General features: G+C 48.4%; 28 protein-coding genes. 19 read left to right on the forward strand and 9 right to left on the reverse strand.

The annotated features are described in order from the left end of the window. Positions 1 to 107 precede the first annotated feature (107 nt). Complete coding sequence (locus E6W40_RS24280) at positions 108 to 1,379, reverse strand: serpin family protein (RefSeq protein ID WP_168929030.1); 1,272 nt, start codon at positions 1,377 to 1,379, stop codon at positions 108 to 110. A gap of 182 nt (positions 1,380 to 1,561) precedes the next feature. Here E6W40_RS24280 and E6W40_RS24285 point away from each other — a divergent pair, with 182 nt between their 5' ends. The 3 genes from E6W40_RS24285 to E6W40_RS24295 all read left to right on the forward strand — a co-directional run bounded on the left by E6W40_RS24285 (position 1,562) and on the right by E6W40_RS24295 (position 3,840). Then, positions 1,562 to 2,038 (forward strand): MarR family winged helix-turn-helix transcriptional regulator, encoded by a 477-nt coding sequence (locus E6W40_RS24285; RefSeq protein WP_136608106.1) that lies wholly within the window; start codon positions 1,562 to 1,564, stop codon positions 2,036 to 2,038. 58 nt (positions 2,039 to 2,096) lie between these two features. Continuing rightward, positions 2,097 to 2,408, forward strand: a complete 312-nt coding sequence (locus E6W40_RS24290) for an ArsR/SmtB family transcription factor (protein ID WP_136608107.1) — start codon at positions 2,097 to 2,099, stop codon at positions 2,406 to 2,408. Positions 2,409 to 2,664: 256 nt separating this feature from the next. Next, positions 2,665 to 3,840, forward strand: coding sequence for an MFS transporter (locus E6W40_RS24295; protein ID WP_136608108.1), 1,176 nt, complete (start codon positions 2,665 to 2,667; stop codon positions 3,838 to 3,840). Between the two features lie 41 nt (positions 3,841 to 3,881). On the opposite strand, the gene E6W40_RS24300 is transcribed toward E6W40_RS24295, so the two are convergent. Together E6W40_RS24300 and E6W40_RS24305 are read right to left on the reverse strand one after the other, a co-directional pair. Continuing rightward, entirely contained in the window at positions 3,882 to 4,616 is a 735-nt protein-coding gene (locus E6W40_RS24300) for a ZIP family metal transporter (protein ID WP_136608109.1), read from the reverse strand. 188 nt (positions 4,617 to 4,804) lie between these two features. After that, positions 4,805 to 5,434 carry a peptidylprolyl isomerase gene (locus E6W40_RS24305; RefSeq protein WP_136608110.1) on the reverse strand — a complete coding sequence of 210 codons (630 nt, stop codon included), beginning with the start codon at positions 5,432 to 5,434 and terminating at the stop codon, positions 4,805 to 4,807. 191 nt (positions 5,435 to 5,625) lie between these two features. Here E6W40_RS24305 and E6W40_RS24310 point away from each other — a divergent pair, with 191 nt between their 5' ends. From E6W40_RS24310 to E6W40_RS24320, 3 genes are all read left to right on the forward strand, one after another. After that, positions 5,626 to 6,555, forward strand: a complete 930-nt coding sequence (locus E6W40_RS24310; protein ID WP_136608111.1) for a hypothetical protein — start codon at positions 5,626 to 5,628, stop codon at positions 6,553 to 6,555. 128 nt (positions 6,556 to 6,683) lie between these two features. Further along, on the forward strand, positions 6,684 to 7,058 hold the full coding sequence (locus tag E6W40_RS24315) for a zinc ribbon domain-containing protein (RefSeq protein WP_136608112.1): 375 nt from the start codon (positions 6,684 to 6,686) through the stop codon (positions 7,056 to 7,058). Next, positions 7,058 to 7,501, forward strand: coding sequence for a hypothetical protein (locus tag E6W40_RS24320; protein WP_136608113.1), 444 nt, complete (start codon positions 7,058 to 7,060; stop codon positions 7,499 to 7,501). The genes E6W40_RS24315 and E6W40_RS24320 overlap by 1 nt, the downstream gene beginning before the upstream one ends. An 87-nt stretch (positions 7,502 to 7,588) precedes the next feature. Here the strand turns inward: E6W40_RS24320 and E6W40_RS24325 are convergent, their stop codons facing one another. Continuing rightward, positions 7,589 to 7,891, reverse strand: a complete 303-nt coding sequence (locus E6W40_RS24325) for a hypothetical protein (RefSeq protein WP_136608114.1) — start codon at positions 7,889 to 7,891, stop codon at positions 7,589 to 7,591. Between the two features lie 47 nt (positions 7,892 to 7,938). Further along, positions 7,939 to 9,219 carry an ArsB/NhaD family transporter gene (locus tag E6W40_RS24330; RefSeq protein WP_136608115.1) on the reverse strand — a complete coding sequence of 427 codons (1,281 nt, stop codon included), beginning with the start codon at positions 9,217 to 9,219 and terminating at the stop codon, positions 7,939 to 7,941. Positions 9,220 to 9,526: 307 nt separating this feature from the next. Between E6W40_RS24330 and E6W40_RS24335 the strand changes: the two genes are divergently transcribed. Beyond that, positions 9,527 to 11,218, forward strand: a complete 1,692-nt coding sequence (locus E6W40_RS24335) for a glycoside hydrolase family 13 protein (protein ID WP_136608116.1) — start codon at positions 9,527 to 9,529, stop codon at positions 11,216 to 11,218. A gap of 146 nt (positions 11,219 to 11,364) precedes the next feature. Here the strand turns inward: E6W40_RS24335 and E6W40_RS24340 are convergent, their stop codons facing one another. Continuing rightward, positions 11,365 to 11,652: a hypothetical protein gene (locus tag E6W40_RS24340; RefSeq protein WP_168929031.1), complete on the reverse strand. Its 288-nt coding sequence runs from the start codon at positions 11,650 to 11,652 to the stop codon at positions 11,365 to 11,367. Positions 11,653 to 11,713: 61 nt separating this feature from the next. Between E6W40_RS24340 and E6W40_RS24345 the strand changes: the two genes are divergently transcribed. Both E6W40_RS24345 and E6W40_RS24350 read left to right on the forward strand, forming a co-directional pair. After that, complete coding sequence (locus E6W40_RS24345) at positions 11,714 to 13,738, forward strand: endonuclease MutS2 (protein WP_136608118.1); 2,025 nt, start codon at positions 11,714 to 11,716, stop codon at positions 13,736 to 13,738. A gap of 253 nt (positions 13,739 to 13,991) precedes the next feature. Next, positions 13,992 to 14,417 (forward strand): TipAS antibiotic-recognition domain-containing protein, encoded by a 426-nt coding sequence (locus E6W40_RS24350; RefSeq protein WP_168929032.1) that lies wholly within the window; start codon positions 13,992 to 13,994, stop codon positions 14,415 to 14,417. A 73-nt stretch (positions 14,418 to 14,490) separates the two neighbouring features. Here E6W40_RS24350 and E6W40_RS24355 read toward each other — a convergent pair whose 3' ends face one another. Continuing rightward, on the reverse strand, positions 14,491 to 14,970 hold the full coding sequence (locus E6W40_RS24355; protein WP_136608120.1) for a GAF domain-containing protein: 480 nt from the start codon (positions 14,968 to 14,970) through the stop codon (positions 14,491 to 14,493). Between the two features lie 206 nt (positions 14,971 to 15,176). On the opposite strand from E6W40_RS24355, the gene E6W40_RS24360 reads away from it, so the two are divergent. Both E6W40_RS24360 and E6W40_RS24365 read left to right on the forward strand, forming a co-directional pair. Continuing rightward, entirely contained in the window at positions 15,177 to 15,485 is a 309-nt protein-coding gene (locus E6W40_RS24360; RefSeq protein WP_136608121.1) for a hypothetical protein, read from the forward strand. A 45-nt stretch (positions 15,486 to 15,530) separates the two neighbouring features. Further along, on the forward strand, positions 15,531 to 16,007 hold the full coding sequence (locus tag E6W40_RS24365) for a hypothetical protein (protein WP_136608122.1): 477 nt from the start codon (positions 15,531 to 15,533) through the stop codon (positions 16,005 to 16,007). Between the two features lie 107 nt (positions 16,008 to 16,114). On the opposite strand, the gene E6W40_RS24370 is transcribed toward E6W40_RS24365, so the two are convergent. Continuing rightward, positions 16,115 to 17,131, reverse strand: coding sequence for an alpha/beta hydrolase (locus E6W40_RS24370; RefSeq protein ID WP_136608123.1), 1,017 nt, complete (start codon positions 17,129 to 17,131; stop codon positions 16,115 to 16,117). A 295-nt stretch (positions 17,132 to 17,426) separates the two neighbouring features. Here E6W40_RS24370 and E6W40_RS24375 point away from each other — a divergent pair, with 295 nt between their 5' ends. The 5 genes from E6W40_RS24375 to E6W40_RS24395 all read left to right on the forward strand — a co-directional run bounded on the left by E6W40_RS24375 (position 17,427) and on the right by E6W40_RS24395 (position 21,399). Further along, the gene (locus E6W40_RS24375; protein ID WP_136608124.1) at positions 17,427 to 18,152 is read left to right on the forward strand and encodes a DsbA family protein; all 726 of its coding nucleotides are present in this window, start codon (positions 17,427 to 17,429) and stop codon (positions 18,150 to 18,152) included. Positions 18,153 to 18,194: 42 nt separating this feature from the next. Further along, positions 18,195 to 18,644, forward strand: a complete 450-nt coding sequence (locus E6W40_RS24380) for a disulfide oxidoreductase (protein WP_136608125.1) — start codon at positions 18,195 to 18,197, stop codon at positions 18,642 to 18,644. A 156-nt stretch (positions 18,645 to 18,800) separates the two neighbouring features. Beyond that, positions 18,801 to 19,373: a GNAT family N-acetyltransferase gene (locus tag E6W40_RS24385; RefSeq protein WP_136608126.1), complete on the forward strand. Its 573-nt coding sequence runs from the start codon at positions 18,801 to 18,803 to the stop codon at positions 19,371 to 19,373. A 290-nt stretch (positions 19,374 to 19,663) separates the two neighbouring features. After that, entirely contained in the window at positions 19,664 to 19,888 is a 225-nt protein-coding gene (locus E6W40_RS24390; RefSeq protein ID WP_136608127.1) for a P-loop NTPase family protein, read from the forward strand. Next, entirely contained in the window at positions 19,885 to 21,399 is a 1,515-nt protein-coding gene (locus E6W40_RS24395; protein WP_136608128.1) for an MDR family MFS transporter, read from the forward strand. Before E6W40_RS24390 ends, E6W40_RS24395 begins: the two co-directional genes overlap by 4 nt. An 84-nt stretch (positions 21,400 to 21,483) precedes the next feature. On the opposite strand, the gene E6W40_RS24400 is transcribed toward E6W40_RS24395, so the two are convergent. After that, positions 21,484 to 21,951, reverse strand: coding sequence for a MarR family winged helix-turn-helix transcriptional regulator (locus E6W40_RS24400; RefSeq protein ID WP_136608129.1), 468 nt, complete (start codon positions 21,949 to 21,951; stop codon positions 21,484 to 21,486). A 288-nt stretch (positions 21,952 to 22,239) separates the two neighbouring features. On the opposite strand from E6W40_RS24400, the gene E6W40_RS24405 reads away from it, so the two are divergent. From E6W40_RS24405 to E6W40_RS24415, 3 genes are all read left to right on the forward strand, one after another. Beyond that, positions 22,240 to 22,569, forward strand: coding sequence for an MFS transporter (locus E6W40_RS24405; protein ID WP_136608130.1), 330 nt, complete (start codon positions 22,240 to 22,242; stop codon positions 22,567 to 22,569). 120 nt (positions 22,570 to 22,689) lie between these two features. Beyond that, on the forward strand, positions 22,690 to 23,394 hold the full coding sequence (locus E6W40_RS24410) for an ABC transporter ATP-binding protein (RefSeq protein WP_136608131.1): 705 nt from the start codon (positions 22,690 to 22,692) through the stop codon (positions 23,392 to 23,394). A gap of 35 nt (positions 23,395 to 23,429) precedes the next feature. Beyond that, positions 23,430 to 24,704, forward strand: a complete 1,275-nt coding sequence (locus tag E6W40_RS24415; protein ID WP_168929033.1) for an ABC transporter permease — start codon at positions 23,430 to 23,432, stop codon at positions 24,702 to 24,704. Positions 24,705 to 24,817 lie beyond the last annotated feature (113 nt).

Raw genomic sequence — 24,817 nt, forward strand, 5'->3', positions numbered from 1 at the left:
TAGATCAATGATTCATGATATAAATAAATGAAAAGAACTCCAATATCGCAGCTGCATGGCAGCAGATATTGGAGTTCTTTTTCTTTTATCGCATATATTATTTTCTCTTAATAAGGATCCACAATGGTACCAAGGAACAACCATAGACCGGTCTGACTGTCTTCAATGCAGAAGAAGAAGGGATGATCCACAATCATCTGGAACCTTTCCTTCGGTGGGGCTGACCCAGCCATGCCTATTTCGGTGACTGCTGCAGCCTCTGTTCCTTTTTCGTTCACATCAAGCACCGTTTTGTGCAGGATGGAAGAAATAAAAAGCGGCTTGGCATCAGAAATATCGGTAAAATCAGCCGCAGCCGGGTCAAAGACCTGCTTCATGCCCATTTTCATTAAAGATTTTTCTGATTGCCCCGTATATTCAGCTTTGAACCGCGGCAGCTGGAATTCACCGGATGCATGGTCAAACCGTGCCTGCCAGGGTGACGGATCCTGAAGGATCTGTTCCATCAGGGTGACCAGCGATTGTCCCTTAGCGGGGAGTATAATCATCATGTTCAAACGCCCATCACCGTAAGGAAGACGGATGGCCTGTGCTTTCGGTGTTTGTTTATATTCAAACATGCCGCCTTGCATCATCATAGGAATCTTTTGAACGGAGCGGTCAGGCCGGGTAAAAGAGCCTTCCCGGGTATTCTCCGGATTAAAGGGAGTTTGCCAGGCGCCATTAAAATAGACGGCATTCAGTAATATAGCCAGCGTTGAAGGATCGGGTACTTGATCGAGAATGGAAGGGATCTTGCCATTGGTATGCTTGTTAACCCATCTGTTGATCTCTTTCAGCGTTTGTTCTTTTTGAAAGTCAACTGCTTGGATGTCAGCGTGATAGCTGTTTTGAGCCGTTTGCATAAACAAGTTCTTGATATCCAAGCCACTGCGGTACCAGATGGAGTTGGCCGTGTTCAAGCGGACGCCTGAGCCGGCATCCTCCAGAAGCGTCTGCAGCGTACGCCCGGAGGCGTTTACCTGTTCCTTGCTGAAGCTTTCCAGTCCGAGTGTGTGAGCCATTTCTTTGGAAGTTTCTCCGCTGCTGCCGTTATAAGCTAACACTAAAGCGGTAAAAATACTGTAGGGTGAGAGGATGATGTTTTCTCCACTTCCCGCGGATTGTGCCAGTTCATGGAAGAGCTGAAGGCCAAACTTGTTTTGTTCTTGAGTGAAGGCGGGATCAAGCGTGTCCGCGATCCGCTTCCGTTCGTCCTGGGAGAGGACAGGTACATGTTTCTCTTTGGCGGAAGAGCCCGGCCAAGGGCCGGAGCAGGCAGATATCAGCAGCAGCGAAGTGCAAAGCAGGATGCATTTGTACCCTCTTTTGGCAGTCATGATCATCACGCCTCCTGACTTTTCACATGATATTCATAGACGCTTCCAGATCATAGGATGTTGCACTTCGAAAATCCAAACCTGATTTGATTCTACCTGAACAGGAACGGTATAATGAAGATAGAAGTCAACTAAACTGACCAATTTTTAACTTTTACTCACAGCAAGGAGTTGTACGACTTATGTCCAAAACACCCCGTCGACATCAAGACGATTTGGCATCATTGTTTTCGCTCGCCTTCAGTTCCCTCAGTCAGGAGCTTCACCAGCGGCTGAATGAGCTTGGATTCGGAGATATCCGGCCTATGCACGGTTTTCTGTTCCAGGGGCTGATTCCGGACGGGGCCACGGCAAAAACGTTGGTTGATCTTTTGGGTATTTCCAAGCAGGCGGTAAGCCAGATGCTGGACTACCTGGAGGATCGCGGTTATGTAATAAGAAAGCCCCATCCCTCGGACGGGAGAGGCAAGCTGGTTGTCCTTACAGAGCGCGGCTGGACACTTATCAAGGCCAAAGAAGGTATTTATACGAAAATCGAACACCGGTGGGGAGAGATCATAGGTCCTAACCACTTGAATATGATACGTTCTGATTTGAAACAGATTATTCAAAGCATAAGCGAAGGGGATCTGTCGCAAAAGCTGCGGCCAACGTGGTGAACAAATCCTCTACGTACCCATTTATATTCTTATATCTTAAAAAAGGATCGAATAACACATGGAACCTTCCTTAATCTTAAAAGCATTGTCCAATGAAACACGCCGCCAGATTTTGTTCTGGCTGAAAAATCCGGAAGACTACTTCGATGAAACACCTTATCTGGAGCAGGGACTCACGCTTAACATCGGTGCCTGTGTGAGTGATATACAGGAGCAATCCGGAATGGCACAATCCGTCGTCTCCAGTTATTTATTAATGATGCAGAAGGCGGGATTGCTGGAAGCAGAGCGGGTGGGCAAATGGACCTTTTACCGGAGGAACGAGAAAACGATTCAGGACTTTGCCGAATATATTCGAAACGAACTGTAGGATTAATGCTCATCTGACTTTGCGGCATACCGGGAATATGATGATCTTGAAAAGGAGGAGACTCCTTTTTTTTACGTTTATATATTTACATATCTAGATAATTAGATGTATAATGGCGAAGGTTAAACGCGGATCATAATTTAAACATGGGAGGGCAAGTAAGGACGAGTAGATATGGTTTGCTGTTCTAACGAATCTAAATATATGGATATGTAAATATGAAATTATAGATAGATACAGATTGGAGAGAAGGTCCATGAAAAAAAGCAGCCCGCTGCTTATCATCATTCTGGCTTTGGGGGTATTCAGCATCATCACAACCGAGATGGGGATCGTGGGAGTTCTGCCGCAGATAACACAAAAATTCAATATCTCAACCGCGCAGGCGGGGCTTCTAGTGAGTGTTTTTGCTCTGGTTGTTGCCATTTCGGGCCCATTTGTAACGCTGCTCGCTTCCGGAATGAACAGGAAGGTGATCTTAAGCCTGTCGGTTCTTATATTCGCAATATCCAATATCTTTTATGCCCTGACCGGCCGATTTGAGGTGCTGATGGTCTTTCGCATTATTCCCGCCATTTTCCATCCGGTCTTTTTCTCGATTGCACTTGTCACAGCGGCACAGCTTGTCTCACCGGAAAAAAGCGGCCAGGCGGTGACAAAGGTTTTTGCAGGTATCACTGTTGGTTTTGCGTTTGGCGTGCCGCTGACTTCCTATCTGGCGGAGCAGATTTCGTTGGAGGCGGCTTTTCTCTTCGCAGCTGCCGTGAACGCGATCGCCTTCGCAGGAATTCTGATCCTGCTACCATCGATGCCGGTTCAGGAGAAAATGTCCTACGGCAAGCAGCTTGGCATCCTGCGGAAGCCTGCCGTGTGGCTGAATATTGCTGCGGTTTCCTGCATTTTCGCGGCGATGTTTTCGGTTTACAGCTACTTTGCTGAATATCTTGGACAAGTAACGCATATGAGCGGCTCATCGATCAGCGTGATGCTTATGGTGTTTGGCGTGATTATGATTGTCGGCAACTTCCTGTTTGGCGGCTCACTGCAAAAGAATATGATCAGAACCGTCGTGGCTTTCCCGCTGCTCTATCTCGTCATCTACCTGCTTGTTTATACGCTGGGCACTTCCTTTGTCCCGATGCTGCTCGTGGTATTTCTATGGGGAATGATTCATTCAGGCGGTCTCATTGTCAGCCAAACCTGGCTTATGACAGAGGTGAATGAGGCACCGGAGTTTGGCAACAGCCTGTTCGTTTCCTTTTCAAATCTTGGCATTACGCTGGGATCATCCCTAGGCGGCTGGCTCATTTCTCAGCTTGGCATCCACCAGCTGATCTGGGGCGGAATGCTGTTTGCAGCGCTGGCCTTCATATTGATCCTGGTCAAGTTGAAAATATATAAACCCGGTATTGAGCCGGTCCATCATCATTAACTTTATTTTCTCCAGGAAATTATGTTGTCTTCGTGCCGTATTTACCTCAGGAGATGAGTCAGAGCGATCATGGTGAGCAGACCAAAAATGAATGAAAAGGTGGAAGCCCGCTCATTGCCATCCCCATGGCTTTCGGGAATGAGTTCTTTATAGACCACGAACAGCATGGCGCCTGCCGCGAAGGCGAGACCGTAAGGAACAATGGCGCTGAAGCTTTCGGTAAACTCCAGTCCGACCCAGCAGGCTGCAAGCTCTAGTACGCCGGTAAGTGTAGTCAAAAGCAGGGCGGTACGTCTGCGTAATCCATGCGTAATGAGAAATAATGCCGTCAGGAATCCTTCGGGAATATTTTGCAGACCGATGCTCAAAGCGACGATGGTTCCGAGATCCTGGTTGCTGCTTCCATAGCTGACTCCTACGGATAATCCTTCCGGCAAATTATGAAGAGCCATCGCGGAGAGGAACAGCAGAGAGCTTGTCCGGCTGCTGTCGACATCCTGGGCCGAATGCTTTAAATCCTGATGGGGGATAAGCAGCTCCAGAAGGGTGAGGATCACAGTTCCAAGCAGCGTACCGATCGTGAGAACCCACAGGTTGGACAATTTTAACGCCGACGGGATCAGTCCATAGGTTGAAGCGGCGACCATGATGCCTGCAGTAAACGCGAGCAGAATGTCTCTCCCCCGGTGTGTCACGTTGGAGAACATCAGCGCCGGCAAGGCACCTAGTGCTGTGCATATCGAGGTGGCCAAGCTTCCAAGTATAATAGTGTTCATTGTGTCCTCCTGTTAAAAAGAAATCGGCGCATTATGAAACCTGTTTGTACCAAAATATGTTCAAGCCCTGCTCACTATTCGAAAAACTACCAAGAGTTTTAATTGGTATATGACTGAGCCCCGATTGACGTTTAAATACAAAAAGGACCGCCCTTCGGCCAGATGGCTGAAGGGCGGTCCTTTTCCGCTTATTTTTTCTTGATTTTAATGCTTTCGATCTTCACGGTTTCCGTTGGTTTGCTTTGCTCGCCTGTGTCAGGGTTTGTTTCAACCGGCGTTGCGGCAATTTTCTTCACGACGTCCATTCCATCCGTTACTTTGCCAAAGATGGTGTAGTTCGGCTGTTGATTCAGTGAAGTGCTGTCTTCACCTGTGCAGATGAAGAACTGGCTGCCGTTCGTATTCGCTCCGGCATTGGCCATGGCTACGATGCCTGGCTCATATTTGTAGCTTGTTTTCTCATCCTCGAAGGTATATCCCGGACCGCCGGCACCGGTTCCCGTCGGGTCGCCAGTTTGAACCATGAACGATTCAATAATGCGGTGGAATATCACATCATCGTAGAAGCCTTCCTTAGACAAGAATACGAAGTTGTTAACCGTCTTCGGAGCGTCCTTGGCGAAGAGCTCAATGGTGAACGAACCTTTGGATGTCTTGACCTCAGCCTCGTAGGTCTTGCTTGTGTCAATCTCCATCTTCGGCGCGCTTGTCCAGCTTTTGGCCTCCGCCGACTTTTCTTCTTTTTTACCACAGCCGCCGAGCGCGAGCGCAGCCACGATCATGATCATGAGTGGAAGGTAAGCTTTTTTGAATTTCATGAAATCCATGTTCACTCCTTTATGCAATCTTATCCCATCATATCGATTTTTCGCAGTAAAATCTAGCTTGTGTCAGAAACAGCCCCAGCATACGATTCAGGTACGGGCTTTTGTCGAATTCATTGAAACTTCTCGCGGCCAAACACGTTTAAAAGGTAATGCATGTAAAAATTGACATGGAGGGGATACGGATGTTTGAAGCGGCGAATGCTCGTCTGACTGAACTGAAGGAAAGCATGAGAAATAAAGAGAGATGGGGGAAGCGTCTTCAGGAGCTGGAAGCCGAACTGAATCAACGTGAGCAGGAAGCGGATGGATGGAAGAAGCGTCTGGCGGAGGAAGAGAAAGATGTGGACCGCTTAACCGGAACCTCCTTATCCGGGCTATTCTTCGGTCTGATCGGCAAAAAGGAGGAGAAGCTGGAGCGTGAGCAGCTGGAGGTGCTGGAGGCAAAAGCCAAGTATGATGCGGCGGTACGTGCTGTTGAAGATATAAGAAAGCAATGCGGGGAAACGCAGAAGCTGCTTCAGGATGTACGCTATTCGGATATAGAATATGAGCGTATTTTGCAGGAAAAGGAAAGAATTATGCTGCAGCAGAATGGTGAATTGGCAGAGCTTTCGGAACGGCAGGCAGATTTGGCGATACAATTGAAAGAGATGAAGGAAGCGGTGCAGGCCGGGCATTACGTACTTCATGATCTGGAAGAGGCGAGAGACCATCTGCATTCAGCACGCAACTGGGGTACCTATGACATGCTTGGCGGGGGAATGATATCGACGCATATCAAGCATAACAATATAGATGAAGCAATGGATTACATCCATGACGCGGAGGCCAGCCTGCGCAGGTTCGGAAAAGAGCTGCAGGATGTGCAGCAAAGTCTTTCCATAGAGATCGACATCGGAAACTTTCTCCGTTTCTCAGACTACTTTTTTGACGGTTTTATTTCCGACTGGATGGTGCAGGGCCGGATCAACGAGACCCTTTCGAAGGTAGAAGATAAGCTGGATGAGGTTAAACAGCTAGTCCGGCAGCTGGAGAAGGAGTACCGGATGATGGAGTCGCGTCTGACGGATATAAAGCGAAGATATGAATCGATCATTGAGCGTGCAGAATAATACCCTCCTAAATCATGGAAAATGAAACTTTAGCCGCATGACCCGGCCAGGATCGAGCTTTATAATTAATTCTTAATACCTAACAACATGGGATGAACCGAATAATTATCGAATGGAGCTGAGGTTTTATGAGTTTTTTTGACAAGCTGAAGTCAGGCGTTGCCGAAGCGGGCAACAAGGCCAAGATCGCGGTGGAAGTAAACCGTCTCAAGATGCAGAATTCCAGCAAGCAGAAAGAGATTGATCAGGAATACCAGCATATCGGCAAAATGGTGTTTGATTCGCTGGAGCGGGAGAGCATGTGCAGCCCCGAGCAGCTGCAGCCGATGGTTGATCGGATTGTGCAGCTTCAGGACGAGATTCAGCTGAACCTGCATCAAATCAATGCGATTGCAGATGAGAAGAAATGCACCTGCGGGCACACGGTTCCGGTTGCCGCGAGATTCTGTCCGGAATGCGGACATCAGTTTATCGAGATTGAAAAACAGGAGGGGGATGTGTAGTGCAGCAATTTTCCGTGGTTTTGCAGGAGACCAGAAAATGGTTTCAGTCCTTCAGACTGTACGGTGTGCTGGCTCCATTCGAGCTCCATCTGTTGTTTGGGGCCCTCGGGATTCAGTTCCTGCATGAATTGCTGTACGCCATTCTCCCGTACTCCTCCCACCATGCACTGAGTGTCATTTTCGAAACGATTCCGCTGCTTGTGATATCCCATTACGCGTTTTGGATCGGGGCGTGGATGACGCTGGTGTCCGGAAATGTCAAATACCTGCCGTATGCGCTATGGATCAACGCCTTTGTTATTTTGTTCCCATTCAAAAACATCGGACTTAACGATTTGGTCGGCGCACTGGTTTACGTAGGTCTTGGATACGCTTTGTTCAGATATACGGCTTCCGCCTATGCTAATGTCAACCCCTCCGGACGTGAGACACATAAATTTTAGCTTTAATCTATAACCAACATACATAATGTAGCGTGCATAAAAAAGCCGGGAAGACAATCTTCCCGGCTTTTGTTCATTTACCTTGAATCAGTGCTGCATCTCAGCTGATTCATCCATCCATTCTACACTGCGGAGCAAACCATGCTTCATCAGTGCAAGCACAAAATCCGTATAGTAGGTTTTGCGAACGATGGCACCATATTCGTGGTTTTTATAAATATAGAAGAGCGCATCCGTGTAAATATCATTATCTTCAAAATAGCGCCTTATTTCCTTTAAACGACCCAGATAGGGATCTTCCTGAAGCAGGTGAATGCGAAACTCGACATCCTCCTCATTGACAGTTTCGGTTATGATAGCAACATCTTCGTTGCAGTGATAGGCCAGCATACTCGCGCCTCCATTTCGATGAATTGATATGTTCCCCACTTCTTTTATCACATTAAATATCGTAAATATACGTAGCCGCTAGCTAAAATAACGGACAAAATCATAATGGGAAAACCATATTTCATAAATGTGGTGAATTTCAGCGAATATCCCTCTTTTGCTGCCATACCGGCAACGATCAGATTCGCGCTGGCGCCAATCAGCGTACCGTTTCCACCGAGGCATGCACCAAGCGCGAGGCTCCACCATAAGGGCTCCAAATTGCTTACGCCCATGCTGCCCATATCCTGAATCATTGGGATCATCGTAGCAACAAACGGGATGTTGTCGATGAAGGCGGAGGCGATCGCGCTTAGCCACAGAATCAGCATGGAGGTCGAGGTCACATTGCCTCCGGTAAGCGCAACTGCTTTTTCTGCCAGTGTGGCGATAACGCCTGTTTCGATGAGACCGCCTACCAGTATGAACAATCCAATAAAGAAGAAAATCGTAGGCCACTCGACCTTGGCGAAAGCCTCCTCCAGCATATGCTCTCCAGTCAGCAGCAGAAGAAGGAAAGCTCCAGCCAGAGCCACCGTGGCTGATTCAATGTGAACGAGTTGATGGATGAAGAATCCGAAAATGGTAAGTCCAAGCACGGTCAGGCACTTGGTCAGCAGTTTTTTGTCTGTCAAAAGCTCCTTCTCGTCCAGATCCATAATGCTCTGCATCAGCTCAGGCGTCGTTTTGATCTGTTTGCGGAAGAGAAAAATGAAAATCGGGATCAGAAGGGCGAGTATAACCAGCGCAATGGGCATCAGGTTTTGAATAAATGCCATAAACGTTAGCTCCTTGACGGCACTGCCGATCATAATGTTCGGAGGGTCGCCAATCAAGGTTGCTGTACCTCCGACATTGGATGCGATAATTTGTGTGATCAAAAAAGGGATCGGATTGACCCTCAGCTGACGTGTAATACTAAAGGTAACGGGCACCATCAGCAGTACAGTGGTTACATTGTCCAGAAATGCAGATCCAACGGCAGTGAGCAGCATGAGTACAAGCAGGATGGCCAGTGGCCGCCCTTTGGCCTTTTTTGCGGCCCAGATGGCGACAAATTTGAATAGTCCCGTTTCCGCGGTAATGTTGACAATGATCATCATCCCGATCAGGAGACCGAGTGTATTGAAATCGATATGATGGATAGCCGTTTCCTGGCTTACAATTCCGAGAATCACCATCAGCGCACCGCCGATCATGGCGACGATCGTACGGTGGATTTTCTCCGAAATAATCAGTGCATAAGCAATTAAAAAGATAGCAATAGCCAAAATGGTTTGTTGTTCCATAATTTCCTCCTCGTAATGTTCTTCGATGCGGTCCGTAATATCATTAGATTTAGCATTACATCATGGTCTAATTCCTCCTTTTTATCCAAGGAGAAGATTGCCACATGCGGACCTCAAGAAGGACGAGAAGGCAAAAAAAGACAAACGGAGCCCGCACGTGGCAGGCTCCTCCGAATGTTTTCTATGCGATTTAAAATAACTTGCCCCAATGTGAAAGGGGAACATGAAAAATGGTTTACAATAATTATAAAGTGTTCACGCCGACTTGTAAAGAAATAGTCGAACTCTAACGGGAAAGGAGACGGATATGAACAAAAAGTGGTGGAAAGAAAGCGTTGTGTACCAAATTTATCCGATCAGCTTCATGGATGGGAATGGCGATGGTGTTGGCGATTTGCGGGGGATCATGTCGAAGCTGGATTATCTGAAGGATCTGGGTGTAGATGTACTTTGGATTTGTCCCGTCTACAAATCGCCGAATCATGATAACGGCTATGACATCAGTGATTATCAGGACATCATGAAGGAATTCGGAACGATGGATGATTTTGATCGGTTGCTTAAAGAAGCGCATACGCGCGGTTTGAAAATTATGATGGATCTGGTGTTAAATCATACCTCGGACGAGCATCCGTGGTTTATTGAATCGCGAGCTTCGCAGGACAATCCGAAACGGGATTATTATATTTGGCGCAAGGGCAAAAACGGCGGCCCCCCGAACAACTGGGAATCCTATTTCAGCGGCTCCGTATGGCAGTATGACGAAACGACGGATGAGTATTACCTTCATCTCTACTCCAAGCATCAGCCTGATCTGAACTGGGAAAATGAGAAGGTCATCGACAGCATGCATGAGATGGTGGAATGGTGGCTGAAAAAAGGGGTCGACGGGTTCCGTTTTGACGCGATAGCGCATATCGTGAAGGCCGTGGGGCTGCCGGATGGAGAGAACCCGAACCATCTGCCGACCGTGCGTGCATACGAGCTGTTTTCCAATCTGGAAAACGTGCATACCCTGCTGAATAATCTGTATAAGAGCGTTCTATTCCACTACGATATCATGACCGTTGGCGAAACCTCGGGTCTTGGCCCGGAGCAGGCTCTTAGCTATGTGGGCGATACCCGGAATGAGCTGAACATGGTGTTTCAATTTGAGCATATGCAGCTGGATGCGGCTTCCGGAGGTTCGGGAAAATGGAATCTGCGTCCCTGGAATCTGCTTGAGCTGAAAAAGGTGATGAGCAATTGGCAGACGGTTATGCATGAACAAGGATGGAATGCCAACTACTGGTGCAACCATGATCAGCCGCGTTCGGTTTCGCGTTTTGGGGACGACAGTCAATACCGCGTGGAGTCGGCAAAAATGCTGGCGACCTTCATTCATATGCTTGAGGGAACGCCGTATATTTATCAGGGCGAAGAAATCGGGATGACGAACATTGCCTTTCAGTCCATCGATGATTACCGGGATGTCGAGACACTCAATTTCTATGAGGAACAGATGAACCAAGGGGTTCCGGAAGAACAAATCATGGAGGTCATTTGGAAAAAAAGCAGGGATAATGCCAGAACGCCGATGCAGTGGAACAAGAGTGAAGAAGCGGGATTTACTAAGGCCACGCCTTGGATCAGAGTGAATTCGAATTATCCGTTGATCAACGTGGAGGATGCCTTGAAGGATCCGGATTCCATTTATTATTACTACAAGAAGCTGATTGCCCTGCGCAAGGAGCATGAAGTCATTGTGTATGGGAAATATGAGCTCCTGCTCCCGCTGGACACTCAAATCTATGCCTTTACCCGTACCCTCGGAGATGTTTGCCTGCTGGTCATACTCAACTTTTTTGGCGAGGAGCCGGAGCTGAACCTCCCAAGCAAGCTGCATCTTTCGTCAAAGGAGCTGTTGATCTCCAATTATCCTATCAAAGGCGATGATGAGCTCAGTACAACGGTCCGTCTTCGCCCTTATGAATCCAGGGTGTACATGCTCAAGGCTTAAAGGCTTGACAGGAATTAAAAATATTGTTAAATTTACCTCATCCTAAACCAAGGGAGAGATTTTGATGACGGTGGTAGTTCTTAACTAATCAAATTCCATAACAGATCGCAGGAAAGACACAGGGCAAGCAGCCTTTGAAGGCAGCTTTATTTTCTTATGTGCTTTCTAGCAGAGTCAAACTGCAAGGCTGTATTTACGATACGGCTTGAGCTCATTTGTTCTGCACGATCTTGGAAATAGTTAAGAACACGCGAAGCATCAAACGGCACCTTGGCTGCTGTTTCTTTCTTTGTTAACTCTAAAGCATCTTCTTTCGGCTGAAATCCGAAAAAGATGGCCTTTTGAAAACCGTGCTCTTGCAGCACGGTTTTTTTGCGTTTAACAAAGGTATTGAAACTTGCAGGGGCACAGGGGACAGGGAATCGCGTATGCATTCTTTGTCCCTTTTTGCGTTTTTTTGCACATGAAAAGAAAAAAAGGAGGTTCATGAAACTCATGGACAACATAACGATGAGCATGCTGGAATATGACAAATTAAAGGAAAGGCTGCTTGATTACGCAGTATCTTACGCAGGCAGGAAGCATATTGAGGACCTGATGCCGGGAAGCCACCTGCGTGCCATTGAATCCGCACTTCTGGAAACCGCGGAAGCCAAGGCTCTTCTGGACAAGGGAGCAAGCGTACCGCTGCCTTCTCTTGAGGGCATTGAGCATATCACCTCGCTGCTGCATACGGGGTATCTGTTCTCAGAGCAGGATTTCGCTTCCGTGCAGATCTTTTTACACAGCTGCAGCCAGCTTAGAAAGTATATGGCCGGTAAACGGGAGATTGCACCGACGGTCAGCAGCTACGCATCATCCATGGAAGAGCTGCCGCGTCTGAAGAGTGAGATTGAGCGCTGTATCCGGTTTGGCAAAGTGGATGATCAGGCCAGCAAGCAGCTGGAGAAGGTCCGCAAAAAAATGGCTGTTATCAAGGAACGGATTCAGAAAAAAATGAGTGCGATCCTGTCACGGCACGGTTCAATTCTGCAGGAGCATCTGGTCAGTGTGCGCGGCGGACGTTATGTCGTGCCGGTGAAGAGGGAGTACCACAAGCAAATCAAGGGAGCGGTGCTCGATCAATCGACCAGCGGCCAGACGGTATTTGTCGAGCCGGAGGAAATATCCCTGCTTCAAACGGAGCTCGGCATGCTGGAGGCTGATGAGGCGCGGGAGGAAGGCGTGGTGCTGAGCATGCTGACAGGTATGCTGGAAGCATCAAGTAATGAACTTCAGCTGAACATCGACATTACGGGGAATTATGATTTTATATTTGCCAAAGCCAAATACGGACGCTCCATTGGCGGCAGGTCTGTTCAATTAAACGCTGATGGACTGATCCGGCTCCGCGGTGCGAAGCATCCTCTGATGCTGAAAACGATGGTACCGCTTCATCTGGAGATGGGGAAGGGTTACCGTTCCCTGATTATTACCGGACCCAATACCGGCGGCAAAACCGTAGCGTTAAAAACGCTCGGGCTGCTGACGCTGATGGTTCAATCCGGATTGCTTGTGCCCGTGGAGGAGGGAAGCATGTTCGCTGTATTCGGGAATGTCATGACAGCGATCGGGGACGGCCAGAGCATTGAGCAGTCACTCAGCACCTTTTCAGCCCAAATCCGCAGATTGATCGCTATGGTAGATGCTGCTGACCGGTCCACACTGCTTCTTATTGATGAGCTTGCGGCAGGTACGGATCCGGGTGAAGGGATGTCCCTTTCCATCGCGATTCTCGAGGAGCTTAACGGGCGTGATGCGATGATGATGGTGACGACCCATTTTAACGAGCTGAAGGGCTTTGCTTCCCGCACCCCGGGCTTTCAGAACGCACGAATGGAATTCGATGTCGATACACTGGAGCCCCTGTACCGCTTGACGATTGGCGAATCCGGCCAAAGCTATGCGATTGAAATTGCCACGAAGCTGGGCATGCCATCCGGGATAATCGGACGGTCACGGCATATTTTACAGAGTCATAAACCGCAGCTGGCCGTAGTGATGCCGGAGATCGCACCTGAGTTAGACATGCGCCCGGATGAATCACAGGAGGAGGCCGAACCGCTGGATCATTCCGGGCTAAGACATCCAAATTCCGGAGGGAAGAACCGCAATCTCGAGTCCGGAGACAGGAAAAAGGAGGATTCACGGCAAGAAGGCATGGAATCAGAGCCTGGGAATAATACCAAGAAGGCCCGGTTTGAGATTGGAGATGCGGTATATGTCAGCTCGCTGGGCCGTGTTGGCATCATCTATCAAGAGGAAGACGCGAAAGGCATGGTCGGCGTGATGATTCAGAAGCAGAAGCTGAAGATTAACCGGAAACGGCTGAAGCTGTATATTGAAAAGGGGAACCTTTATCCTGAAGATTACGACTTCGACATTATCTTTGACAGCAAGGAGAACCGCAAGAAAAGCAAACTGATGCAGCGAAAACATGTGGAGGGACTGAGCATCATCCGTAACCCGGACAATAACTAGATACGGGAAAGGCAGGGGAACATCTGGATACAGACTGTTTCTCTGCCTTTTTAAATATTGCATTTATAGCTGGATTAAAGCGGTTGAATTCTGATGGAGCGGGTAAAGAAAAGATAAGAATTTCTATATCTTGCGCCATTGCGTATCGGATAGGGAATTCCAATGCGACTTGAGCTTATTTACTAATCATCGATTTTTAAAACATTTTTAGATATATAGGCTTAATTAAAGGCAGATGGAGGGAAATCAATGTATGAAACCCGAAGAAATGGACCGTAAGCTGGAGCCAGTCATTCAAAGATTGTCAGAGCAGGATGTACTGAGCCCATACAACGATGCTACCAGTGACAGAATTCATGAGAGCAAGGAGAAAATGCAGCAGTGGACCAAAGAGGATTATCTGAATTCGCAGCAAAATGTAGATCGCATTAATCAGGAATTAACGGAAGCGATCAGGGGAGGTGAAGCGCCGGAGAGCTCGCGTGTTCAGGATATTATCCGCCAGCACTATGAATCCATGACGCAGTATTATACGCCTACGGCTGATGTATACCGGGGGCTTGGAGAGCTTTATGTAGAGCAGCCCGAATATACGAAGCTGTTTGATTCTTATCATCCCCGCCTTGCGCGCTTCCTTTGTGAAGCGATGAGGTTCTTTGCTGATCATAAACTGAAATGAAGCGTCTGCATAAAAAAAAGAAGGCCTTCTGTCTGAAGCAGAAGACCAATCCATTGAATTAATTAGGAAAATATTACAATTTTTCACTGATAATTTGGGCAAACTGCTCCAGAAACTGGCGCTCATCATGATCGAAACGTCCCTTAAGCGGACTATCGATATCGAGCACGCCGAGCAGCTGCTCATTTTTTATGAGCGGAATGACGATTTCGCTGTTGGACGCCGCATCACAGGCAATATGTCCTGGAAAATCATGCACGTCATCGACAACGAGCGTTCTGCGCTCTGCGGCTGCTGTACCGCACACGCCGCGGCTCATTGGAATACGGATACAGGCGGGAAGGCCTTGAAAAGGACCCAATACCAGCTCTTGTCCGTCGTAGAGATAAAAGCCGACCCAGTTGATATCCGGCAGGAAGCTGTTCAGCAGTGCTGAAGCATTAGCCAGATTGGCGATGGAGCTGGGTTCATCGTGAATGAGAGATTTCAGTTGTTCCAGAACGGTTGAGAACTGCTCGCCCCGGTTTCCTTCATAAGGAAGTGCTTGAAACATCATACTCCACCCTTTCTTTTAACCGATGGTTAATTATTAAAGATAGTATACAGGATTATCCCCTGCGTCAAGCAAAAGATGTGCCCTTCATGTGGAACGCTGAGGGAGGAAAGATTGTTTCCTAATCCTAGAACCAGGGTAAACAAAGGGTAACGAGCAAAGACGAAGGCTAGAAGGTAAGCCATCACGGGAGGGAGAGAGGCAGCATGCGTGCAGATATGCAAAACTTATTTATGGGAATCCATATGCTTTACCATGCCCACACAAAGGACTTGACTGTGAGGGATATGGAGCCGGAACTGGAGCGTCACGGATACAAGGTTGGTGAGCGTGAAGTGAAAAAGGAGCTTGAGCACCTGACTGAACTGAATTTCCTGACCGCGCACGGTGATGAATACAGCCTGACGGGAACCGGGATTGAGGAGTTCAAGGATATCCAGGTCATGCTGAAGGAGCTGTGCGGTGAGGTACTGGAACCCGTGAAGCAAAGTGAGAAAGAAAGAACGGAAGCCTAAGCCTATACGGCATGTCATTTGACATCTCAGAAGGAGCGTAAAGTTATGATAAAAAGGATAGTAATGACGGGTTTGATTGCAAACATAAGTCTTATTCCGCAGGCGTTTGCTTCCGGTACTGCGGTGTCAGGAGCCAAACAAGCGGCACATGGAACCTGGTACTGGCTTGTGTACAGCGCTGCGATTCTTTTGTTCGGCTTTGCCATTTATGTCATGTCAGGGGCGCGAATGAAGCGGCGGGTGAACATGTTGAGGGTTGCCCTCCAGACAGAACTCGATATGGTTAATAGCCTCTTGTCCGAGAAGTATTCGTCGGATTTGACAGAACCAAGAGCAGGACATCTACAGGAAAGCCGTATCCAGCAGTTGAATCAGCTGAAGTCTAGGCTTATGGCGGATCTTAAAGAGCTGAATCGCAATAACGTATCCGTATTTAATCTGGTAGCCCTAAGCAGCATCGCCAAACGTTTCACTGCAGAGAAAAGATCGATCCGGGCGCAGCTTCAGACGCAGAATGGATGAGCGCCGTAATCCGATTCATAATCGTATACAATGAATAACCCCCTTGGAAAGCTGAAAGAAGCTTCTGCCCAGGGGGTTATTTTTCTTGAGCGAATATATCTGGACTACTAAGTATTTGGCGCTTCCGTCAGGCTGAGACCGACAAACTCTGCCTCTTCCTGCCATAACGGCTCGGGAATAGGCTCAATCGAATTTACAGGGCTGCTCCGGCAAGAAAGAGCTTCTCGCACAAACTCCTTTACGGATTGCTTATACAGACCAGGATTGGTGTCAATGGCAAAGCCGTGGGCTGCCCCTTCGATCAATAGCAGCTGCTTGAGACCGGATTTGGCCTCGTATAGATCCTCACTCATTTCTGGAGGGATATAATGATCCCCCGTGCCGTGTATGAACATAGCAGGAATGCTGCTGCCTTTTACAGAGCGGATGGGACTCACCTGTTCAAGCATAAAGCCTGCTTTCCTGCGCATTTTTGCATTTACTAATGGAAGGAAAAGACTTGCCGGAAGATGGTTCAGCCGCTGCATCTGATGATGCATGAGGCGTGTCAGATCCGAATAAGGACAATCAGCTATAACAAATTTAACCACGGGATCAGGGAGTGACAAATATTCCAGTATGGTACCACCGCCAAGGGAAACCCCATGCAGCCCGATAATGCAGTTATCGCCGTAGGTACTGGTTATAAATCCGAGCCATGCTGCTACATCATGCTTTTCATGATAGCCGTAAGTCGTGTATTTGCCTTCGCTTTTCCCATGACGGCGCTGATCAATCAGCAGCAGATTGAAGCCTTCCTCAAGGAACATTTCCATGAAGGGGATCGATGCGGGCAGAGAAGTGGTATATCCATGCACGAGGATCATCCATTTTGCCGATGTCTGTTCAGCATTGACCACAACCCCGTTCAGACGAAGAGCATCATGGCTCGTGATATGCACTTCTTCTTTCGGCAGCGGATCATAGAATTCCCGAAGACGGGCTCCTGCCCGTTCCAGCGCCTCAAAGGTCTGCTGGTGGTTTAAGCCCTTCATTTGCGTTATTTGTACGAAAGCGTATTGGGCAATACCTGCGGCGGCAAGCGCGGCAGCCGCTACAATAAGGACGGGAATCCACCATTCCATTTCCATTCAACCCCCAAGCTGATGCAAATTCAATAGCGTTTAGTATATACAGGAATATCCAGATTTAACCGCCATTCTTGCATCTTGATTCGAATGTTTGAATAAATTCTGACGAATGCGGAAGAGGCACCCAAAGCGGGTGAGAACCACCCCTATTGTATAGCCTTTCAAAGAGTAAGATGCTAGAATAAAGTAGAAGAGAAGTGCTTTGTCACTGACCATAGAGAAAGAACTAAAGAGATTATGCCAAGGTGCCTCAAGCTTTAGTTCGAAGAAAGGAGAGGGCTCGCAATCTATGAAAACGAAGAAAAAGCCGGTGAATAAGGCGGCTCAGATGAAGGCTCAGCGGGAACAGCAGGAAAAGCGCATGAAGAGGGTCATTTGGATCACGGCTGCATGCATTGTGGTACTTGTTGTGCTGCTGCTGGTTATTAAGCCCAATTCGGCCAAGGGAGACTTTGACTACAGCGCGCTTCCTGTGATGGGTAATCCGGACGCACCGGTCAAAATTGTGGAGATGGGCGATTACAAATGTCCAAGCTGCCAGTACTTTACACAGGAAATTTCTCCGCAGCTGCAGAAGGATTACATTGATACGGGGAAGGTTGCCCTGTATTTCATGAATTATCTCATTATCAGTCCGGACGCGGATTCCAATACCGCTGCTCTGGCTGCGCAGTCCGTGTTCCATCAGAACAAGGATGAATTCTGGAAATATTATGATGCGATCTACAAAAATCAGGGTGATGAGAGCACCGAGTGGGCAACACCGGATTTCCTGGTCAATCTCGCCAAAACTGAAAATATCAACGTCGATTATGACAAGCTTCGCAAGGATATCGATGAAGGAACCTATCAAAAAGAAGTCGACAGCCACAACGAAACAGCGAAAAACTTGCATGTCATGAGCACGCCGACCCTGTTCGTTAATGGGGAGAAGGCTCCTGATAAGGCCTCCATGGACTACACCGAGTTGAAGCCGTATATTGAGAAAAAATTGGCTGATCAAAATACAAAGTAAAGATGTAAGGATAAGATCCTGAATAAAAAGGAGTTTTAAGCGATGGAAGGCAATCGTTTCTTGGCGTCTATTCGCCCGTATGCCCTATACATGGCATGGATTGTATCCATCGTGGCTGTGGGCGGAAGCTTGTACTTAAGCGAAATCATGCATTATGAGCCCTGCAAGCTGTGCTGGCTTCAGCGGATTTTTATGTACCCGCAGGTTATCCTGCTGGGGATCGCAAGCTACAAGAACGACCGAAAAATCATTCCCTACGCCATGACACTCAGTATTATTGGGGGCTTCATCTCCATTTACCATTATGCGGAGCAGAAAATACCGGCTCTTGCCAAGGCTCTTCCGTGTACGGTTGGCATACCATGCGACTTTGATTACCTGAATTGGTTCGGATTCATTACGATCCCGCTTTTGGCACTGATTGCTTTCATACTTATTGTTTGTCTGCTTATCGCCGGACGCGAAACACCGGAAGAAGTTCAAGAAGCATAATGTTCTTTAAAGCGCTTGTCCCAGTACATGCCAAGCTTACGGCTGGATGGGACAAGCGCTTTTTTCATGAGTTATCGGAAGCGGCTTGATCATAGGATGCACCTGGGTGTACATTGAATGTAATTTTGTTTGGTTAGAAGAGGAGGAGTGAACATCATGCCGTACAAATGCGGAGGAGAGATTCCGAGGCTTGCGGGAGACCGCGTTAAGCTGCGCCCGCTAGCTTTGAATGATGCGTTGCTCATGTTCGAATGCTGGTCTGACCCTGAAGTGCGCCTCTATTCGGATCTTCCCGAGATGCAGGATGCGGCCGCGGCAGCTGAAATGATCCGGATTCTCAATGGTCTGTCCCTGACCGAAGAGGGGCTCAGATGGGGCATTGAAGCGGAGGACGGCACGCTGATCGGCAGCTGTGGCATGAACTGGTGGCAGTTGGAGGGAGCTTACCGTGGGGAGATTGGCTGCGAACTGGCTCGGCCATACTGGGGAAAGGGATATATGCGCGAAGCGGTGAAGGTTGTGCTTGGTTATTCTTTTGATATGATGGGGCTAAACCGTCTTGAAGCGCTGACCGATCCCCGCAATGTACGTGCCGGCCGTCTCTTTGAATCCCTCGGTTTTAAGCTGGAAGGAATGCTGAGACAATATCGGCATACGGACAGCGGTTTCGTGGATGCCAACCTCCATGCGCTGCTGCGTGATGAATGGGAAGCTTCTGACAGATCATGATCATTGCCTATCAACAAGGAACATCACAACCGCATCGCACAGACCCTTTAGTATGAATATCAGTTGACGACGGTTATAACTTGAGGATGCAAAATAACAGGGAGAGCTTTAGCAGACATAAAAGAGCAGCTCGGCTGCATTTTTATGCGTAAAGGCTTATCCTTTTTTTTATGTTTAGGAGTTGACATGAGATGGAAACCTCATCACAATCTAAGAGACGTACATTATACGCATAGGTATCTATTAATTGTTCGAATCTATCATATTATTACGATGACGAGCGGGAATCGGTGCTGCAACGGCCGGAGCATCAATTTGTTGCCCGTACGGTGTTGGATGAGTTGGTGTATGGTCCCGGTCGGAAGGATGATCGCGTTAAAGTGCTGGATTCCCGGGAGCGCGAAGCAGCCAAAGTCCTGCAGCTCTTCCGCGAGAAGATTGCGGACGGCTCGGTTGTACTGAAGATCACGCATGATCCCGCCTCGTCATTCAAGAAAGGAATCAAATATTTGTGAATCCTGGTGTTAACCATCCGCAGCGCAAGTTTATTCTGATCGGAATCTTGGTTTCAACCTTCCTGTCGGCTATCGAAGGAACGGTGACGGGTCCGGCTGGACCCGCGATTATCAGCAGCTTTGGAGGCATGAAGCTGCTGAGCTGGATTTTTACGGCATTTTTGCTAACCATGGCTGTTTCGACCCCGGTTTTCGGGAAAATCAGCGATTTATACGGCCGCAAGCCAGTATTTCAGATCGGTTCGCTGCTGTTCGTGATTGGATCGCTGCTATGCAGCTTTTCGCAGAACATGGAGCAGTTAATTATATTCCGGGCCATTCAGGGGATTGGCGCCGGTGCCATCGTGCCGGTGACCTTTACGATCATAGGGGATGTGTACCGTATTGAGGAACGTGCCAAAATCCAGGGCATGATCAGCTCGGTATGGGGGATTTCCTCTCTGATCGGTCCGCTGGTCGGCGGTTATTTTGTTGATTATCTCAACTGGCGCTGGATTTTCGGCTTTAATGTTCCGTTTGGCTTCATCTCCATGTGGCTGATTGCCCGGTATTTTCATGAAAGCCGTGAGAAACGGGAGAAAACACAAATTGATGTGGCCGGAGCGGCGACATTCACGATTGGTATGACGGCACTGCTGTTTGCCCTGGCAACAGGCGGACAATATTTCAGCTGGAGCTCACCGCTGCTGATCAGCTGCTTCGTTCTGGCGGCCGTGCTTTTGGTTGCCTTTATCTTCATCGAGAACCGTGCTGCTGAGCCGATGCTGCCTCTGAAACTATTTCGCATCCGCGACATCTCGGTGTCGACAGTGGCAAGCATTCTGACCAGCGCTCTGCTGATCGGTCTGACCACGTATACACCGCTTTGGATTCAGGGAGTCATGGGCAAAAATGCGACAATGTCCGGCCTGACGATGGCACCGATGTCGATCGGATGGCTGTTCGGCTCCGTGTTCGGAAGCCGGCTTATCCTGACTGCGGGTTCACGTAAGACCACCGTAATCGGACTTGCCGGCATTGTGATCGGCGCTGCCGGGCTCGCCTTTATTACGGGTTCGACACCGCATTATATTCTGCTGATCTATACCTTTATCTACGGAGTGGGATTTGGTTATTCGACGACCGTGTTCACGATCATCGCCCAATCCTCCGTCGGGTATTCACTGAGAGGAGCTTCTACGGCACTCAATACCTTTGTGCGTTCCTTGGGCCAGACGATCGGCGTTGCCGTGTTCGGAACCTTTATCAACCTCAGCATTGCGAACCGGATTACCCGTCAGCCTGGGCTTGAGGATGTAAAGCAGGAGGAAGTGAACCAGCTGTTGACCCCGGAAGGAAGCGCCAGCATGCCGCAGGAGCTGTGGAACCAGCTGATGCAGATTCTGGAGGGAAGCATTCATTCATTATATGTGGTGATGGCAGTCATCGCGGTCATCAGCCTCATTTCTGTCTTAGCGCTGCGTAATACAGTCCCTTCGTCAGATGAAGAGGAACTGACAGAAAAGGCTTAGCCCGCAACAGCGGGATTTTGAATTAAAAGGACACCCCGGTTTTCGATAACCGTGAGGGTGTCCTTTTTGTTGTTGCAAAAATATTCACTTCCGCAGTGAAGGCGTCAGCCTTTCCGCCTGCATCCCCAGTTTTTTCAGCAAATCAATTAGCTGGGCCTTCTCCTCATCGCTCAAACCGCTGAAGGCATGATGAATCCGTTCGGTATATTTGGGATATAAATCGTTCATCAATGCCTCGCCGACCGGTGTCAGTTCCGCATAAATCACGCGGCGGTCGTTTGGGCAGGGGCGGCGGTGGATATATCCGCGCTCCTCAAGCCTGTCTATCACGTATGTGACATTGCCGCTCTGCAGCAGAAGCTTGGAGCCGATCTGCTGGATCGGCTGTGATCCTTTGTAATAGAGTACCTCCATGACCGCAAAGGCGGTGGGGTTAAAGCCTTCGATTTTGCTGTTGATGACGGCATGCTCGTTGATGCTTTTGAAGCTTTTGGCGAACACCCGGTACAGGTGCAGAGACAACTGGGCATCACGTTCCTGTGCATGAATCATGATTATTCCCGCCTTTATATTCATTTACTGCTGCCGCGTTAAGAATGTTGGATTCGTGCCGTATATTTGAGATTGAAATTTAGAATCCCCATATTTGTATCCTTATCATAGCGCTTGGCCTATATGAAAAACATGTGATTTGTCACATTCCATCGGCTTTGAAAAATTAAAATTTGTAGTAAATTTCATCCCGGGGGTTGAAGATTCAATCGGTCTCGGGGCGGATGGAAGAAAAGCTCATTTTTTTTACGATATAAGAAAGAAAAAGCCTGAAGGAGTGGCAAGGGAATGTCGGGAAATACCGTAAGAAATAAGGAAGCTCTGATGCGTAACCGCCCGTATATGATGCTGTTGGGAGCCCAGCTGTTCACAGATTCATTGTGGCAGATCTATATCATTCTTGTCCTGAAAGGGATGATGGCGGTCTTATTTTCTCCGGCAAAAAGTGGTAAGGTGAAAGAACTGGTTCCATCCTCTCAAATGAATCAGGCTGTGTCGATCAGCTCGGGGATTGAACAAATTACGAAAATTATCGGCCCAGCTCTGGGCGGTGTGCTTGTAACGTTGATCGGAATCAAATTTTGTTTTGTAACTGCTTGCCGGACGACGCTTGATTGAACGCAAGGATGCGCGTACAACTGCATCCGTTGCTGCACGGGTACAAGGCCAGGCAGCCTCCGGGGTTTAGTCAAACGACGACGGAACTTATTATTTTGATCTAATGGCAGGGGTGTTGGAATGGAAGCAGCACTGTTGGATGTATTTATTGAAGAAGCGGGGTACGAGGAAGGTCATCCACGTATCCGCGATATCGCATTTCAGGTTCATGCCGGAGAACTCTTAGGGCTGATCGGCCCGAACGGAGCTGGAAAGAGCACCACGATCAAGACGCTGCTCGGACTGATGAAACATGCAAAGGCGCGTGTTTCCTTTGGTGGCAGCTCCGGAAGATATGCCTATGTTCCCGAGCAGCCGGTGTTTCATGATGATTTAACGCTATGGGAGCATATGGATCTGGCAGCAGCCGTGTATGGCTTGGATTATGAGTCCTTTGGACGGGATGCGGACAGGCTTCTTCGCCAGTTTGGCATGGAAGAGGTTAAGAATGATCTTCCTGGCGGGTTCTCCAAGGGAATGAAGCAGAAAATGATGCTAATGCTTGGATTCTTAAGCAAACCGGATGTGTATATCGTAGACGAGCCTTTCATCGGATTGGATCCACGCGCGACTAAAGATTTTTTGAGGCTTTTGGACGAAGAGCGCAGCCGCGGCGCAGCTGTACTGATGTCAACGCATGTGCTTGACACGGCTGAAAAAATTTGCGACAGGTTCATCATGATTTCCTTTGGAAAGACGGTTGTGGAGGGAACGCTTGCGGATATCCGTGAAAGCGCCGGACTCCCCGGAGCATCACTGTTTGACTGCTTTGATTCGCTAGCATGAGGAGTCGGCGGATAACAGAAGGAAAGGACGAAGATATGAGCGGCCGAAAGAATGAAGGATATCTATTTCCAAATCCAGCAAGCCTGTTCAGGCGGAGACTGAAGAGCCACTTTAAAGAATTAGCGGCTGTTCTGCGTTCGGTAGCCGACGATTGGACTGTGTTCCTGTACATACTCATACCTGGATTGCTTCTGGGTGGCAGGCTCTATTATGGTCTATGGAAGGAGCCGCTTCCGGATTGGTCCGGACAGCTTCCATTTACGATCATACCGGTGCTGCTCATGCTTTTTGCTTCCATCGGAGGCATTCTTCTGCTGGTCCGTGAGGGGGATGTACTGTTTGTAGTTCAGCGGCAGGCATGGCTTCAGGGAATCATGCTCCGTGGCAGCCTGTATAGCATGGCATCGGCAGCAGTAAAAACGGCTGTCTGTTATCTGCTTCTGCTTCCGTTTTTGATCAGACAGTTTCATGAAGATAGCTTGTTTGCCGTATGTTTGCTTTTCTTTACCCTTGCTTTTGAATGGGTGCTGATGTGGTCGAAACATCTGATCAGAGTACAGACGGGCGGATGGCGCAGACGCTTGCTGTATGTTCCGTTCGTCATTATTCCGGCATTTCTGTATGTTATATGCAGCCTGATTTTTAGAACTCATCCTATTTTTCTTGGTTTTGGGGCGATTATCTTCGTTGCCGTAAGCCTGTTCCTCATCAAAGTAAGACTCCGTCTCCGGGGGACATTTATGAATGATGTGCAGGAGGATTTAGCCAAGCGTACAAACTTGACGAGCCTTGTTTTGAGCCAGGCTGTGGACAAACCACGTAGGATCCGCAGGAAAACCTGGATATTTCGCCGATCCCGGCCCGTATTCCGTTCTGTAACGGCTTCCAAGAGAATGGCTGGTGCGATGATCAAAGCCTTAGTGCGTCATCCGGGGCAGAGAAAGCTGTATCTGCAATTCGCGGCCGTTAGCACGATGGTTCTCCTGCTGCCCATTCCTTTAGGGATTAAGGCCATGGTGTTCATCGCACTTGAGGTGCTGCTGGTTTACTGGCTATTTCTTCAGTGGTTCAACTTCCGGGAGGATGCTTTTGTTTCCCTGCTGCCTTGGCCGGATGATAAGAGCCTTCAGGCTGGGATTCTGGCGGTCCGGACACTGCTGCTTCCGTTCGCAGTTTGGACATCGGCCATTGTACTGTTTACGGGAGTTACCCTCTGGCTTGCAATTATTGGCTTCATCCCCCTAGCCGTTGTCATTGGATGGACTGTTCCTCAGGTTATGCGCCTGTTCATGCTGAATAAAGAATATTAAAAGAAGGCCCGGATTTCACTTGTGAAGTGCACCCCTTAGAATAGACATTGGAAAAACCCCTTGGTTTAACCGATGAATTCTAGGGGGTGTATTTTTTATGGCTATAAAAGGTC

It is taken from the genome of Paenibacillus dokdonensis, assembly GCF_004916975.1.
GTDB classification, from domain to species: domain Bacteria; phylum Bacillota; class Bacilli; order Paenibacillales; family Paenibacillaceae; genus Paenibacillus_AQ; species Paenibacillus_AQ dokdonensis.